Source organism: Pseudomonas sp. GW821-FHT07F01, from assembly GCF_059418825.1.
The window spans coordinates 60379-74632 of sequence record NZ_JBWKQO010000009.1; the positions used below are offsets into that span (position 1 = coordinate 60379).

The 14254-nt window shown below is 64.6% G+C and carries 14 protein-coding genes; 9 read left to right on the forward strand and 5 right to left on the reverse strand.

The window, feature by feature from the left end; genetic code table 11:
• The first annotated feature begins 104 nt into the window (after positions 1-104).
• The gene (locus AC07R1_RS28835) at positions 105-653 is read left to right on the forward strand and encodes an RNA polymerase factor sigma-70 (protein WP_011062465.1); all 549 of its coding nucleotides are present in this window, start codon (positions 105-107) and stop codon (positions 651-653) included.
• A 33-nt stretch (positions 654-686) separates the two neighbouring features.
• Here AC07R1_RS28835 and AC07R1_RS28840 read toward each other — a convergent pair whose 3' ends face one another.
• The 3 genes from AC07R1_RS28840 to AC07R1_RS28850 all read right to left on the reverse strand — a co-directional run bounded on the left by AC07R1_RS28840 (position 687) and on the right by AC07R1_RS28850 (position 2656).
• Complete coding sequence (locus tag AC07R1_RS28840; RefSeq protein ID WP_495111182.1) at positions 687-1046, reverse strand: hypothetical protein; 360 nt, start codon at positions 1044-1046, stop codon at positions 687-689.
• Positions 1047-1141: 95 nt separating this feature from the next.
• Complete coding sequence (locus AC07R1_RS28845) at positions 1142-1936, reverse strand: substrate-binding periplasmic protein (protein ID WP_019095084.1); 795 nt, start codon at positions 1934-1936, stop codon at positions 1142-1144.
• Positions 1937-2032: 96 nt separating this feature from the next.
• Entirely contained in the window at positions 2033-2656 is a 624-nt protein-coding gene (locus AC07R1_RS28850) for a TetR/AcrR family transcriptional regulator (RefSeq protein WP_011062468.1), read from the reverse strand.
• 186 nt (positions 2657-2842) lie between these two features.
• Between AC07R1_RS28850 and AC07R1_RS28855 the strand changes: the two genes are divergently transcribed.
• From AC07R1_RS28855 to ppnP, 8 genes are all read left to right on the forward strand, one after another.
• Positions 2843-4633 carry an acyclic terpene utilization AtuA family protein gene (locus tag AC07R1_RS28855; protein WP_015636494.1) on the forward strand — a complete coding sequence of 597 codons (1791 nt, stop codon included), beginning with the start codon at positions 2843-2845 and terminating at the stop codon, positions 4631-4633.
• Between the two features lie 10 nt (positions 4634-4643).
• On the forward strand, positions 4644-5513 hold the full coding sequence (locus AC07R1_RS28860) for an SDR family oxidoreductase (protein ID WP_019095082.1): 870 nt from the start codon (positions 4644-4646) through the stop codon (positions 5511-5513).
• Positions 5514-5516: 3 nt separating this feature from the next.
• On the forward strand, positions 5517-7133 hold the full coding sequence (atuC, locus tag AC07R1_RS28865; protein ID WP_495111183.1) for a geranyl-CoA carboxylase subunit beta: 1617 nt from the start codon (positions 5517-5519) through the stop codon (positions 7131-7133).
• A gap of 41 nt (positions 7134-7174) precedes the next feature.
• The gene (atuD, locus tag AC07R1_RS28870) at positions 7175-8332 is read left to right on the forward strand and encodes a citronellyl-CoA dehydrogenase (RefSeq protein WP_011062472.1); all 1158 of its coding nucleotides are present in this window, start codon (positions 7175-7177) and stop codon (positions 8330-8332) included.
• On the forward strand, positions 8329-9126 hold the full coding sequence (locus tag AC07R1_RS28875) for an enoyl-CoA hydratase/isomerase family protein (protein WP_041119338.1): 798 nt from the start codon (positions 8329-8331) through the stop codon (positions 9124-9126). The genes atuD and AC07R1_RS28875 overlap by 4 nt, the downstream gene beginning before the upstream one ends.
• 57 nt (positions 9127-9183) lie before the next feature.
• Positions 9184-11139 carry an acetyl/propionyl/methylcrotonyl-CoA carboxylase subunit alpha gene (locus AC07R1_RS28880; protein WP_342400439.1) on the forward strand — a complete coding sequence of 652 codons (1956 nt, stop codon included), beginning with the start codon at positions 9184-9186 and terminating at the stop codon, positions 11137-11139.
• A gap of 149 nt (positions 11140-11288) precedes the next feature.
• On the forward strand, positions 11289-11828 hold the full coding sequence (locus tag AC07R1_RS28885; protein WP_011062475.1) for a 3'-5' exonuclease: 540 nt from the start codon (positions 11289-11291) through the stop codon (positions 11826-11828).
• Between the two features lie 74 nt (positions 11829-11902).
• On the forward strand, positions 11903-12187 hold the full coding sequence (gene ppnP / locus AC07R1_RS28890) for a pyrimidine/purine nucleoside phosphorylase (RefSeq protein WP_011062476.1): 285 nt from the start codon (positions 11903-11905) through the stop codon (positions 12185-12187).
• 76 nt (positions 12188-12263) lie between these two features.
• Here the strand turns inward: ppnP and AC07R1_RS28895 are convergent, their stop codons facing one another.
• Positions 12264-13067 carry an MOSC domain-containing protein gene (locus AC07R1_RS28895; RefSeq protein ID WP_011062477.1) on the reverse strand — a complete coding sequence of 268 codons (804 nt, stop codon included), beginning with the start codon at positions 13065-13067 and terminating at the stop codon, positions 12264-12266.
• An 82-nt stretch (positions 13068-13149) separates the two neighbouring features.
• Positions 13150-14085: a chemotaxis protein CheV gene (locus AC07R1_RS28900; RefSeq protein ID WP_011062478.1), complete on the reverse strand. Its 936-nt coding sequence runs from the start codon at positions 14083-14085 to the stop codon at positions 13150-13152.
• Positions 14086-14254: the final 169 nt, after the last annotated feature.

Consider the following 14254-nt stretch of genomic DNA (forward strand, 5'->3'; position numbering starts at 1 on the left):
TCAATTGACAATCATTATCATTCAGCCTAATTTGTCGCTCGATGTGTAGGACGGGTCAGATTTTTCTGACGTCCCACTAACCTCTTTGCAACAAGGTGATTTCCATGACGGAACAAGTATCCACAAGCAGGTGCGATTCACCGTTACTCCAGGCTTTTGTCGACAACCGTCTGATCCTGGTGAAGATTGCAGCCCGCATTACCGGCTGCCGATCCCGGGCTGAAGACGTGGTTCAAGATGCGTTTTTCCGCCTGCAGTCGGCGCCGCAGATCACCTCCTCGTTCAAGGCCCAGCTCAGTTACCTGTTCCAGATCGTGCGCAACCTGGCCATCGACCACTACCGCAAGCAGGCGCTGGAACAGAAGTACTCGGGTACTGAAGAGGAAGGCTTGAATGTGGTTATTCATGGCGCTTCACCTGAAACCTCCCACATGAACTTTTCCACCCTGGAAAACATCGCCGAAGCCCTGACCGAGCTGCCCAGCCGCACGCGCTACGCCTTCGAGATGTACCGCCTGCATGGCGTCCCGCAAAAGGACATCGCCAAGGAGCTGGGGGTATCGCCGACCCTGGTCAACTTCATGATTCGCGATGCCCTGGTGCATTGCCGCAAAGTCTCGGGCAACCGCCCCGATACCTTCGCCCGTCGCTGACTGGCGCCCTGCATGACCCGGCTTGAAGGGTGCCTACACCTCAAGCAGGCCACTGCGGCCAAGCACCAGTAACGCTGCACGTTTATGCAACAGATCGAACTCCTGCTGGCAGAACCGACAACGGTCATGCGCAGCACAGGGCGGCGCGTGGGCGCCTGGCGCCGGCCGCTGCGCACCTGGCGGGTCCAGATACAGGGCATGTACCTGGGCCGACAGCCAGAAAGCCAGCCGATCCTGGCGCGCCGCCTCGGCTGCCTGGGCATCCACCGGCACGGGCGCCTGCCCCCGGCCCCGCAGAGACTCGAACAGCCTTTGGCGGACGATGACCTCATCGATTCCCGTGAGCTGGCTAGTGGGCAGGGCTGCAACATTCAGCGGATCTACAGGGGACATGGCAGCGCTCACCGTCGGTTGGGCATTCAACCAAGTGACGTGGGCCGCCGCCGGAAATTTAGCCCGTCGCGGGCCGGGCCGGTCGCTGCGTGATGTCAGGCGTGGGGCACGCTCATCACCACAATGCGATAGGGATCGAAGATCTTGTGCATCTGGCCGTTGTCCCGCAGTTTTTGCAGGAGCCCGGAAAAGTCTTCGGCCGTGATCGGCGCCTTGGGCCGGATCAGGGCGTAATGGTGGTAGACCTGATCGATGCGTTCGGAAACCAGCAACTGCTCCGTGCTTTCGGCATTGCGCGCCAGGAAGTCGCTGAGGTAGGAGCGGGTCACCAGGGCGATGTCCGCCCTGCCCCGCAGGACCATCAGCAGGTTGCTGTCATGGGAATAGGTCAGGGTGGCGTTGTAGGTGTCGGCCAGGAACTTGGGGTCGGCGTTGAACTGGGCGAAGGCGTAGTGATAACCGCTGAACAGAGCCAGGCGCTTGCCCTTCAGGTTGGCGAAATAGTCCTGCTGGCGCCCGCCCTGACGCTGGGCGACGAAAATTTCCGCGTCTTCCAGGCCCATGTCGACACTGGTGTGGGCAATGTTCTGCCAGCCCCAGGCCGGGTTCTCGAAGATCGCCAGGTCCACCCGGCCCTGCTCGAAATCGCGGAAACGCCGGGGAATCGAGGTGGGCACCAGGACGAACTGATAGTCGCTCTGGGACTGGTTGAGGGCTTCCACCAGTTGCGGCAGCAAACCGGTGTCGGCACCGGTTTCTGGACGGACGGTATAAGGCGGGAAATGCGCCGCCGCGACCCGCACCAGCTGCGCCGAGGAGGCCGGACAGACCCAAAGTGTTGCCAGCGCCAGCAAGAGCATTCGCAAGGCTGACCGCAGCGGCAAGGACATCAAGGCAACACACCTCAAGGAAATGAAAATGAATGAGCTAAAGCTAGGCGTTTTCAGCCACTTCGACAACGTTGCCACGCACAATTAGCCAGCCGCTCAATGATCCTTGAGCACCAGCAGCAGGGCCTCCTGGGCCAGCTGTTCCAGAGTCATGCTGCCCTCGGCACGAAACCAGGTGGTGGTCCAGGACAGGGCGCCGGTGAGAAAGCGCCGGGTAATGAACACATCGCCCTTGATGAACCCCGCCTCCTTGGCCTCCCCCAGCACCTGCAGCCAGATCTGTTCGTAGATGTCGCGCAGCGCCAGGACGGCTGCCTGGCCTTCCGGGGACAGTGAGCGCCACTCATACACCAGCACCGCCATGGCTTCACCGCTGCCGCCCATGATCGACTGCAGTTCACAGCGGATCAGCGCCAGCACCCGTTCGCGCACGCTGCCGGCCTCGGCCAGTTCAGCGCGCATCAAGGCGGTGTTGTAGTGGATGGTTTCCTGCATCACCGCCCGCAGGATGTCGTCCTTGCTCTTGAAGTGATGAAAGATGCTGCCCGACTGGATGCCCACCGCGCTGGCCAGGTCACGCACGGTGGTGCGCTCGTAACCCTTGTTGCGAAACAGGTGCGCTGCGGTTTGCAGCAGCTTGCCCCGGGCGCTCTCGGGGTCGGTCACCTGGCCACTGGCGATCAGCTCGCGTACTACCTGCTGGGCTTTTTGCTCGTCCACCGGTGTTCTCCTACCTTCACGTCATCAATAGCTCAGCGTAACCCGGCAAATCCGGGCGCGGCGCGCGCAATTTAAGCCTCTGCCGGTTACCAAGCAAGCGCTTGGCCAGAAGAATAGGCCAACGTATTTACAAACCAAGCGCTTGCTTGGTAGCCTCCTCGCAGTTCTTCATTCGAGAGCCCTGTCATGACCAAGACCGTAAGAATCGGCTGCGCCAGTGCCTTCTGGGGCGACACCAGCAGCGCCGCAGCGCAGTTGGTGCAAGGCGGCCGCCTGGACTACCTGGTGTTCGACTATCTGGCAGAGATCACCCTGTCGATCATGGCCGGGGCGCGCATGAAGGACCCGACGGCGGGCTACGCCACGGATTTCGTCGAGGTGCTCAAACCCTTGCTGGGCTCGATCCGCGAACAGGGCATCCGGGTCATCAGCAACGCCGGCGGGGTCAACCCGCAGGCCTGTGCCAGTGCCTTGCAGGCCGCCTGCGAACAGGCCGGGGTGGCGCTGAAGATCGCCGTGCTGCTGGGGGACGACCTGCAACCGCAGTTCAAGCAGTTGAGCGACGCCGCCATTGTGGAGATGTTCAGTGGCGCGCCCCTGCCGCCAATGTGCGTCTCCACCAATGCCTACCTCGGTGCCCCCGGCATCGTCGAAGCGCTGCGCCTGGGGGCGGATATCGTGATCACCGGCCGCGGCGTCGACAGCGCGGTGGTCAGCGCCGCCCTGGTCCACGAGTTCAACTGGTCCTGGCAGGATTACGACCGCCTGGCCCAGGCCGCCCTGGCCGGGCACATCATCGAATGTGGCGCGCAGTGCACCGGCGGCAATTTCACCGACTGGCGCCAGGTGCCGGACTACGAACATATCGGCTTCCCCATCGTCGAGGTCGGCGCTGACGGCCAGTTTGTGGTCGGCAAGGCACCCGGTACCGGAGGGCTGGTGAGCCCGCTGACGGTGGGCGAACAACTGCTGTACGAAATTGGCAACCCCAGGGCTTATCTGCTTCCGGATGTGGTGTGCGATTTCTCTCAGGTGGAACTGCGGCAACAAGGCCCGGAAAGGGTTCATGTACAGGGTGCCAGGGGCCTGCCCCCCAGCCACCAGTACAAGGTCAGCGCCACCTACCCGGACGGCTTCCGCTGCACCGCCAGTTGCCTGATGGCCGGGATCGACGCGGTCGCCAAGGCGCACCGGGTCAGCCAGGCGATCATCGACAAGACCAGCGAGATGTTCGCCCAGCGCGGCTGGGGGCCCTACAGCGAAGTGAACATCGAACTGCTGGGCAGCGAGGCCACCTACGGCCCCCACGGCCAGCGCCAGGACAGCCGCGAGGTGGTGATCAAGCTGGCAGTGCGCCACCCGAACAAGGCGGCGCTGGTGCTGTTCTCCCGGGAAATCGCCCAGGCCGCCACCGGCATGGCCCCGGGGCTCACCGGCATCGTCGGTGGCCGGCCGACGGTGTACCCGGTGATCCGCCTGTTCTCCTTCCTGCTGGACAAGGACGCCTGCCGGCTGGAGATCGACCTTGCCGGCCAGCGTCACCCTTGCGCGCTGCCGCACACCGACCGCCTGGACCCGGCAGCCCTGCCCGCCCCCCATTCCCTGCCCGCCCCCCGCGGCCGCGCCGATGCCAGCGTGGCGCTGGTGAAGCTGGCGGTGGCACGCTCCGGCGACAAGGGCAACCACAGCAATATCGGGGTCATGGCGCGCCACCCCGACTACCTGCCGTGGATCGCCGAAGCCCTGACCCCCGAGGTGCTGGTGGACTGGATGGGCCATGTGCTGGACCCGGTGCATGGCCGGGTCCAGCGCTGGTACCTGCCGGGCACCCATAGCCTCAACTTCCTGCTGGAGAACGCCCTGGGCGGCGGCGGCGTCGCCAGCCTGCGCATCGACCCGCAAGGCAAGGCCTTTGCCCAGCAGTTGCTGGAAATCCAGATCCCGGTGCCGCAGAGCATCGCCGACGCCGTCAATTAAAGGAGCTGCCGTGGTGTACGACTCGATTTTCAAAGCGCAATTGTTCGCCGGCCAGACCATCATCGTCACCGGCGGCGGCAGCGGTATCGGCCGCTGCACTGCCCACGAACTGGCGGCCCTGGGGGCCCAGGTGCTGCTGGTGGGGCGCAAGGCGGAAAAACTGCAGAAGGTCGCCGGCGAAATTGCCGAGGACGGCGGCAAGGCCGACTGGCAGGCCTGCGACATCCGCGACGAGGAAGCGGTCAAGGCCCTGGTGGCCCGGCTGATGGAGCGCTTTGGTCCGATCCATGGCCTGGTGAACAATGCCGGCGGCCAGTACCCGGCGCCCCTGGCCTCGATCAACCAGAAGGGTTTCGAAACCGTGCTGCGCACCAATCTGGTGGGCGGCTTCCTCATGGCCCGGGAAGTGTTCAACCAGTCCATGAGCCGCCACGGCGGCAGCATCGTCAACATGCTCGCCGACATGTGGGGTGGCATGCCCGGCATGGGCCACTCCGGTGCGGCGCGCTCGGGAATGGACAATTTCACCAAGACCGCCGCCTACGAATGGGGGCACGCCGGGGTGCGGGTCAACGCGGTGGCGCCGGGCTGGATCGCTTCCAGCGGCATGGACACCTATGAAGGCGCGTTCAAGGCAGTGATCCCCACCCTGCGTGAACACGTGCCGCTCAAGCGCATCGGCAGCGAATCGGAAGTCAGCGCCGCCATCGTTTTCTTGCTCAGCCCTGGCGCGGCCTTCATCAGCGGCAGCACCCTGCGCATCGACGGCGCCGCCAGCCTGGGCAGCCGTGCCTGGCCCCTGGGCAAGGCACGCAACAGCGAGTCCTACAACGGCTTCCATCGCGCCTACCTGCCCGACGTACTCAAGGGCGAGGAATAAGCCATGCCGGTGATCCAGTCCCAACTCGACCCCCACGGCCCGCAGTTCGCACAAAACCGCGCAGCCATGCTGGCGGGCCTGCAACAGTTGCAGGAACTGCAACAGAACCTGCTGGCCAAGGCCGCCGAAGCCAAGGCCAAGTTCGACCGGCGCGGCCAACTGCTGCCCCGCGAACGCCTCAACCTGCTGCTGGACCCGGGCGCGCCGTTTCTCGAGCTGGCCAGCCTGGCCGGCTACAAGCTGCACGACGACAAGGACGGTACCCAGGCCGGCGGCGGCCTGATTGCCGGCATCGGCTATGTGTGCGGCGTGCGCATGCTGGTGGTGGCCAACAACTGCGCGATCAAGGGCGGGACCATCTCCCCCAGCGGCCTGAAGAAATCCCTGCGCCTGCAACAGATCGCCATGGAGAACAAACTGCCAGTGGTGACCCTGGCGCAAAGCGGTGGCGCCAACCTCAACTACGCCGCGGAAATCTTCGTCGAAGGTGCACGCAGCTTCGCCAATCAGGCGCGGATGTCGGCCATGGGCCTGCCGCAGATCACCGTGGTCCACGGCTCGGCCACCGCCGGCGGCGCCTACCAGCCCGGGCTCTCGGACTACGTGGTGGTGGTGCGTGGCGAGGCCAAGCTGTTTCTCGCCGGCCCGCCGCTGCTCAAGGCCGCCACCGGTGAAGTGGCCACCGATGAAGAACTGGGGGGCGCCGAGATGCACGCCCAGGTGGCCGGCACCGCCGAATACCTGGCGGAAAACGACGCCGACAGCATCCGCATCGTCCGCGAGATCGTCAGCCTGTTGCCGTGGAACGCCCGACTGCCAGTGCAGCCCGCCAGGACCTGGAACGAGCCGCTGTATCCCATCGACGAGTTGCTCGGGCTGATTCCCGACGATCCGAAGAAGCCCTACGACGCCCGGGAAATCATTGCCCGCCTGGCAGACGGTTCGCAGTTCCTGGAGTTCAAGGGCGAGTTCGATGCCCAGACCCTCTGCGGCCACTTGCAGATCCAGGGCCGGCCCTGCGGCTTTATCGGCAACAACGGCCCGATCACGCCCCAGGGCGCGAGCAAGGCCGCGCAATTCATCCAGCTCTGTGACCAGAGCCAGACCCCGCTGCTGTTCTTCCACAACACCACCGGCTTCATGGTGGGCACCGAATCCGAGCAGCAGGGGGTGATCAAGCACGGGGCGAAGATGATCCAGGCAGTGGCCAATGCCCGAGTGCCGAAGCTGACCATCGTGGTCGGTGGCTCCTACGGCGCCGGCAACTATGCGATGTGCGGCCGTGGCCTGGACCCACGCTTCATCTTCGCCTGGCCCAACAGCCGCACCGCGGTGATGGGCGGCGCCCAGGCCGGCAAGGTGCTGCGCATCGTCACCGAGGCCAAGCATGCGAAGAACGGCCAGGAAGCCGACCCGAAGATGCTCGACATGCTGGAACAGGTCACCGCGCAGAAGCTCGACAGCCAGTCCACGGCGCTCTACGGCAGCGCCAACCTGTGGGACGACGGGCTGATCGACCCCCGCGATACCCGCACTCTGCTGGGCTACCTGCTGGACATCTGCCATGAGGCGCAGGTGCGCGAGCTGGCGCCCAACAGCTTTGGCGTGGCGCGGTTTTGATAGGACATTTCGCGGTCTGACCCCACTTGAGGAGAACAACAATGATCTTCACCCAGGAACACGAAGAACTGCGGCGCACGGTGCGCCAATTTGTAGACCGCGAGATCAACCCCCACGTCGAGGAATGGGAAAAGGCCGGGCGCTTTCCCATCCACGAGATTTTCCGCAAGGCCGGTGAACTGGGGCTGCTGGGCATCTCCAAGCCGGAAAAATTCGGCGGCATGGGCCTGGACTACAGCTACTCCATCGTCGCCGCCGAGGAGTTCGGCACCATCCATTGCGGTGGCATTCCCATGTCCATCGGCGTGCAGACCGACATGTGCACCCCGGCCCTGGCGCGCTTCGGCTCCGATGAACTGCGCGACGAGTTTCTGCGGCCGGCCATCACGGGCGAGCAGGTCGGCTGCATCGGCGTCTCCGAAGTCGGCGCCGGTTCCGATGTGGCCGGGCTCAAGACCCACGCCCGCAAGGACGGCGACGACTACGTGATCAACGGCAGCAAGATGTGGATTACCAACTCCCCCAGCGCCGACTTCATCTGCCTGCTGGCCAACACTTCGGACGACAAGCCCCACGTCAACAAGTCGCTGATCATGGTGCCGATGAACACCCCGGGCATCAGCCTCAGCTCGCATCTGGACAAGCTCGGCATGCGCAGCTCGGAAACCGCCCAGGTGTTCTTCGACAATGTGCGAGTGCCTCAACGCAACCGCATCGGCCACGAAGGCGCCGGTTTCATGATGCAGATGCTGCAGTTCCAGGAAGAACGGCTGTTCGGCGCGGCGAACATGATCAAGGGCCTGGAGTACTGCGTGGACAGCACCATCGAGTACTGCAAGGAGCGCAAGACCTTCGGCAGCCCGCTGATCGACAACCAGGTGATCCACTTCCGCCTGGCCGAGCTGTCCACCGAGATCGAATGCCTGCGGGCCCTGGTCTACCAGGCCACCGAACAGTATGTACGCGGCCAGGACGTGACCCGGCTGGCTTCCATGGCCAAGCTCAAGGCCGGGCGCCTGGGCCGCGAGGTCAGCGACAGTTGCCTGCAATACTGGGGCGGCATGGGCTTCATGTGGGACAACCCGGTGGCCCGGGCCTATCGCGATGTGCGCCTGGTGTCCATCGGCGGCGGTGCCGACGAGATCATGCTGGGGATCATCTGCAAGCTCATGGGCATCCTGCCGGGGAAAAAGAAATGAACCCGCTCCCTACCTGCCAGACCCTGCTGCTGGAGCCGCGCAACGGCGTACTGTTCATCAGCCTCAATCGCCCGCAAAACCGCAATGCCATGAGCCTGCAGATGGTCGCCGAACTGCGCACGGTGATGGCCGCGGTCCGTGACCGGCGCAGCATCCGTGCCCTGGTGCTGCGCGGCACCGGCGAGCACTTCTGTGCCGGTGGCGACCTCAAGGACATGGCCGGCGCCCGTGCCCATGGCAGCGCCGCCTACCGTGAACTGAACCGGGCCTTCGGCGCCCTGCTGGAAGAAGCGCAGCACCTGCCCCAGGTGTTGGTGTGTGTGCTGCAGGGCGCGGTGCTGGGGGGCGGTTTCGGCCTGGCCTGTGTCAGCGACATCGCCATCGCCGAGCACTCGGCCCAGTTCGGCATGCCGGAAACCAGCCTGGGCCTGCTGCCCGCGCAAATTGCCCCGTTCGTGGTGCAGCGCATCGGCCTGGCCCAGGCCCGGCGCCTGGCCCTGACCGCCGCCCGTTTCGATGGCGCCCAAGCCCTGGGCCTGGGCCTGGTGCACTTTGTCGAGAACGATGCCAAGGCCCTGCAGGAACGCCTGGAGCAGCAGCTTTCCCTGGTGCTGCGCTGCGCCCCGGGGGCCAACGCGGCGACCAAGGCCTTGCTCCTGGCGAGTGTCGACCAACCGCAGGGGCCATTGCTGGACCAGGCCGCCAACGACTTCGCCAATGCAGTCCTGGGTGAGGAAGGGGTCGAGGGCACCCTGGCCTTCGTGCAGAAACGCAAACCGGCCTGGGCCAACTGAGCCCTTGTAGGAGCCGGCTTGCCGGCGAACGCCCCCCACCGATTCCCGGGAGCCTGTATGCCCAATTTCAACAAGATCCTGATCGCCAACCGTGGCGAAATCGCCTGCCGCATCCAGCGTACCGCCCAGGCTCTGGGCTATCGCACCGTGGCCGTGTTCAGCGATGCCGATGCCGAGGCCCTGCATGTGCAACTGGCTGACGAAGCGGTGCACATCGGCCCGTCCGCGGTACAGCAGTCCTACCTCGACGGCGCCGCACTGCTGGAAGCGGCACGGCGCACCGGTGCCGACGCCATTCACCCGGGCTACGGCTTTCTTTCGGAAAATGCCGAGTTCGCCGCCGCCTGTGAAAGCGCCGGCCTGGTGTTCATCGGCCCCAGCGCTGCCGCCATCGAGCTGATGGGCAGCAAGCGTCGCTCGAAGATCGCCATGCTCGAAGCCGGCGTGCCGTGCATCCAGGGCTATCAGGGGGCGGAACAGGACGACGCCACCTTGCAGCGCGAAGCCCAGCGCATCGGCTATCCGCTGATGATCAAGGCCAGCGCCGGCGGTGGCGGGCGTGGCATGCGCCTGGTACACCAGGCCGGCCAGTTGCTGGAACAGATCCGCACGGCCCGCTCCGAAGCCCTGCACGCCTTCGGCAGCGACGAACTGATCCTGGAGCAGGCGCTGATCGAGCCGCGGCACGTGGAGGTGCAGCTGTTCGGCGACCAGCATGGCCAGTTGATCTACCTGGGTGAGCGGGATTGCTCGATCCAGCGCCGCCATCAGAAGGTCATCGAAGAGGCGCCCTGCCCGGTCATGACCCCGGAGCTGCGCCAGGCCATGGGCGAGGCAGCGCTCAAGGCCGGGCGGGCGGTGAACTATGTGGGCGCCGGTACCGTGGAATTCCTCCTGGATGCGAGCGGGCAGTTCTATTTCCTGGAAATGAATACCCGGCTGCAGGTGGAGCATCCGGTCACCGAACTGGTAACGGGCCTGGACCTGGTGGCCCTGCAACTGCAAGTGGCGGCCGGCGAGCCACTGCCCCTGGGCCAGGAGCAGGTGCGCCTCGACGGCCACGCCATTGAAGTGCGGCTGTATGCCGAGGACCCGGCACAGAACTTCCTGCCGCAGACCGGCCAGATCCTGCGCTGGGAGCCGGCACCGGGGATCCGCACCGACCATGGCTTGCAGGAAGGCCAATGGATCAGCCCGTTCTACGACCCGATGCTGGGCAAGCTGATCGCCCACGGTGCTACCCGCGAAGAGGCACGGCGCAAGCTGCTGCGTGGCGTCGAGGATTGCGTGCTGCTGGGGCTGGAAAGCAACCGCCGGCTGCTGGCCAACCTGCTGCGCCACCCGGTGTTCGCCAGCGGCCACTTCAGCACCGCCTTCATTGCCGAGCATTTTGCCCAGGACCCGAGCCTGCAACCCCAGGAGCCCACTGCCGAGGAACTGGCCATCGCCGCTGCGCTGTTCCACCACCACAGCGCCAGCGCCCATGGCCCGGCGCTCAATGCCTGGAGCAACAATGCCGGGGTGCCCCTGGACTACCGGCTCGGGGTGCAGGACCGGCAATGGTCGCTGCACCTGAACGCACTGCCCTCGGGCGCTGTGCAGGTGCGCCAGGGCGATGGGCTGCTGGAGCTCAAGGTGCGCAGCGCCGATGGCCGGCGGGCCAGCCTGGAGATCAACGGCATTCGCCGCCCGTGCGCCTATCGGCTGGAGGGCGGGGAGCTGTGGCTGAGCAACGCCAAGGGCAGCCTGCACCTGGTGGATCGTACCCATGCCCCGGCCCAGGGCCAGAACACCGCCTCCAGCGGTACGCTCAAGGCGCCCATGGACGGGGCGATCGTCGATGTACTGGTCAGTGAGGGCATGCACGTAAGCAAGGGCCAATTGCTGCTGGTGCTGGAGGCGATGAAGATGGAGCACCCGCTCAAGGCCGGGATCGACGGGGTGATCACCCGGGTCCAGGTCAACCTCGGGGACCAGGTGAAAAACCGCCAGGTACTGGTGGAGGTGGAGTAGCCCGGGCACCTTCCAGCAGATCCAGGCAGACGGGGCATCGGTCGGGACGATGCCCCCTCGATGCGCTCAAGCAGCCGTCCCCCTAGGCGGATGCCTCGGCTTTGGCTACGCTCAAGCCTCTTCAGGATGTTTCAAGGCTGGAATTCGTGATGCCCCACTGGCTGGTAATAGATCTGGAAGCCACGACGGATGAAGGGGGCTGGCCGGTGAGCGAGATGGAAATCATTGAGATCGGCGCCACCCTGGTCAACCGTCAGGGCCGGGAACAGGACCACTTCCAGCGTTTCGTCCGCCCCTTGCGGCGCCCCATGCTGACGCCGTTCTGCCGCGAACTGACCCACATCACCCAGGCCAATATCGACAGCGCCGCGCCCCTGAGCGAGGTCTGGGGCCTGTTCGAGCGCTGGCTCGGCCAGCATCAGCCGCGCCTGGAAGGCTGGGCCAGCTGGGGCGACTACGACCGCAAGCAGTTGCAGCTGGAATGGCACAACCAACAGCTGCACAGCCTGCTCAATGAGGTGCCGCACATGAACCTCAAGCAGCGCTTCGCCAAGGCCCGGCGCCTGGAGCGGCCCCTGGGGCTCAATGCAGCCCTGCAACTGGCCGGCATGCAGTTCACCGGCCAGCAGCATCGAGCCCTGGAAGATGCGCGCAATACAGCACGCTTATTACCGCTGATTCTTCCTTGACGGCGGCAGGTGACGGCCCTGAAGGCCTTGTGCATACTGGCCGCCCTTTTTGACCCTTTCTTGAGGAATCGCCCATGTTTAAAGTCAACGAGTACTTCGACGGCACCGTCAAGTCGATTGCCTTCGGCACGGCCGAAGGCCCAGCCACCATTGGCGTCATGGCCCCGGGCGAATACGAGTTCGGCACCGCACAACGGGAAATCATGCACGTGGTCTCCGGCGCCCTGACCGTGCGCCTGCCAGACAGCGCAGACTGGGAAACCTTCCCGGCCGGTAGCCAGTTCAACGTTCCGGCCAACAGCAAGTTCCAGCTCAAAGTCGCAGTGGACACCGCCTACCTGTGCGAATACCGCGGCTGATCGAGCATCGCGGCGTTACCCCGGAATAAAAAATGCCCGTCTCCCAGGAGACGGGCATTTTTCGAGGTGGCACCGGTTATTCGATGACCGTCACCGCCATCCCTACCTGCAAGCGACCGTTGCCATCATTGACCAGGTTCTGGCCGAACATCGCCCCATCGGCCTGGGCCCGGTACTTCTGCAAGGTGGCCAGAGGTTCGCGGTCGGCACTGCGCTCGCCGGTCTGCGGATCGATGGTGGTGAGAATGCAGCGCGAGCATGGCTTGACCACACGGAACTCGACATCGCCGATACGCACGCGTTTCCAGTCGTCCTCGGCAAAGGCCGCACTGCCCTCGACCACCAGGTTCGGTCGAAACCGCAGCATCTCCAGGGGCCGGCCCACGCGAGCGACCAGGTCATCCAGGGAGGCCTGGCCAATCAGCAGCAGGGGAAAACCATCGGCGAAGGCCACCTGGTCATCGTCCCTGCCATAACCGGCGGCGGTGCTCCGTGCCCGCTGCGCAGGAACCTGCACCAGGCGGCTGGGCTTGCCGATGAATTCGCTGACCCAGGCCGCGGCTTCGTCCCCCGCATCGGGAACCCGCAAGGTGTCCTGCCAGATGGTCACGCCGCGCAACGGTGCATCCGCACCCGGCAGCGCTACTTCAAGGGTGGAGTGGCCTGGGGCGCTCAGGGTCAGGCCACCCTGGTCATTCCACAAGGCCGACAGCTGACTCATCCGCGCTACGGCGCGCTGGGTCAGGAAACGCCCGCTGGCCTCATCCACCAACATCCAGCGGCGATCCCCTTGCAGCCCGAGCTTGTCCAGGCCGATCTGTTGCAGGGTTTCGCCCCTGGCGGATTTCAACGGGTATCGGTAAAGCGCGCTAAGACGCATGTCCAGCTCCCTGTATGGGCAAAAGCGCTCACCCTATACCAGCATTTAGCCGAAACAAAGGAGCGCCGGCGCAAGGCCCGTGTCAGGCGTCGGCTTCGTCCAGCATCAGCCGTTGGCGGACCACGTCCACCAGCTTGTCCGGCTGGAACTTGGACAGGAAGTTGTCGCAACCGACCTTCTTCACCATCGATTCGTTGAAGCTGCCGGACAAGGAGGTGTGCAGCACCACATAAAGCCCGCGCAGACGCGGATCGTTGCGGATCTCGGTGGTCAGGCGGTAGCCGTCCATTTCCGGCATTTCCGCATCGGTGAACACCATCAGCAGCTTGTCGGTCATCACCACGTCGGTGTCGGCCCAGGCCTTGAGCATGTTCAGGGCCTTGAGGCCATCACTGGCGATGTGCATCTTGACCCCGAGCTGGCCGAGGGTGTCGCGCAATTGCGAGAGGGCCACGTTGGAGTCGTCCACCAGCAGCACTTCGCGGCCACGGGCACGCTCCAGCACCGGATCTTCCAGCTTGTCCCGGGAAACCTTGGCGTTGTAGGGCACGATTTCCGCCAGGACCTTTTCCACGTCGATGATTTCCACCAACTGGTCATCGACCTTGCTGATGGCGGTCAGGTAATGCTGGCGCCCGGCGCTGGTGGGCGGCGGCATGATGGCTTCCCAGTTCATGTTGACGATGCGGTCCACGCCACCGACCAGGAACGCCTGCACCGAGCGGTTGTACTCGGTAACGATGATGGTGCTGTTGGGGCCCGGGACCAGCGGGCGCATGCCAATGGCCTGGGACAGATCGATGACCGGCAGGGTCTGCCCGCGCAGATTGACCACCCCACAGACAAAGGGATGGCGCTGAGGCATCAGCGTCAGCTTCGGCAGTTGCAGCACTTCCTGGACCTTGAACACGTTGATCGCGAACAGTTGCCGGCCGGCCAGGCGGAACATGAGGATTTCCAGGCGATTCTCACCCACCAGTTGCGTGCGTTGATCTACCGTGTCGAGAATGCCGGCCATTAATGACTCCTGGGCTTGTTCTGATGAATTCACTAAAGACAGATATCGGCCGGGTCTGCCGTATCTTGACCCGCATGCAAATTGCCACACAAAGCCATTGATGTCACATTAACATCATGCTTTACTGGCGCGGTCAATTCAGCACCACCCTCTGCGCCGGCCAGACCTC

Coding starts and splice junctions, on each gene's coding strand:
- AC07R1_RS28835 (WP_011062465.1), top strand. CDS start 105: ATGACGGAACAAGTATCCACAAGCAGGTGCGATTCACCGTTACTCCAG.
- AC07R1_RS28840 (WP_495111182.1), bottom strand. CDS start 1,046: ATGTCCCCTGTAGATCCGCTGAATGTTGCAGCCCTGCCCACTAGCCAG.
- AC07R1_RS28845 (WP_019095084.1), bottom strand. CDS start 1,936: ATGTCCTTGCCGCTGCGGTCAGCCTTGCGAATGCTCTTGCTGGCGCTG.
- AC07R1_RS28855 (WP_015636494.1), top strand. CDS start 2,843: ATGACCAAGACCGTAAGAATCGGCTGCGCCAGTGCCTTCTGGGGCGAC.
- atuC (WP_495111183.1), top strand. CDS start 5,517: ATGCCGGTGATCCAGTCCCAACTCGACCCCCACGGCCCGCAGTTCGCA.
- atuD (WP_011062472.1), top strand. CDS start 7,175: ATGATCTTCACCCAGGAACACGAAGAACTGCGGCGCACGGTGCGCCAA.
- AC07R1_RS28875 (WP_041119338.1), top strand. CDS start 8,329: ATGAACCCGCTCCCTACCTGCCAGACCCTGCTGCTGGAGCCGCGCAAC.
- AC07R1_RS28880 (WP_342400439.1), top strand. CDS start 9,184: ATGCCCAATTTCAACAAGATCCTGATCGCCAACCGTGGCGAAATCGCC.
- AC07R1_RS28885 (WP_011062475.1), top strand. CDS start 11,289: ATGCCCCACTGGCTGGTAATAGATCTGGAAGCCACGACGGATGAAGGG.
- ppnP (WP_011062476.1), top strand. CDS start 11,903: ATGTTTAAAGTCAACGAGTACTTCGACGGCACCGTCAAGTCGATTGCC.
- AC07R1_RS28895 (WP_011062477.1), bottom strand. CDS start 13,067: ATGCGTCTTAGCGCGCTTTACCGATACCCGTTGAAATCCGCCAGGGGC.
- AC07R1_RS28900 (WP_011062478.1), bottom strand. CDS start 14,085: ATGGCCGGCATTCTCGACACGGTAGATCAACGCACGCAACTGGTGGGT.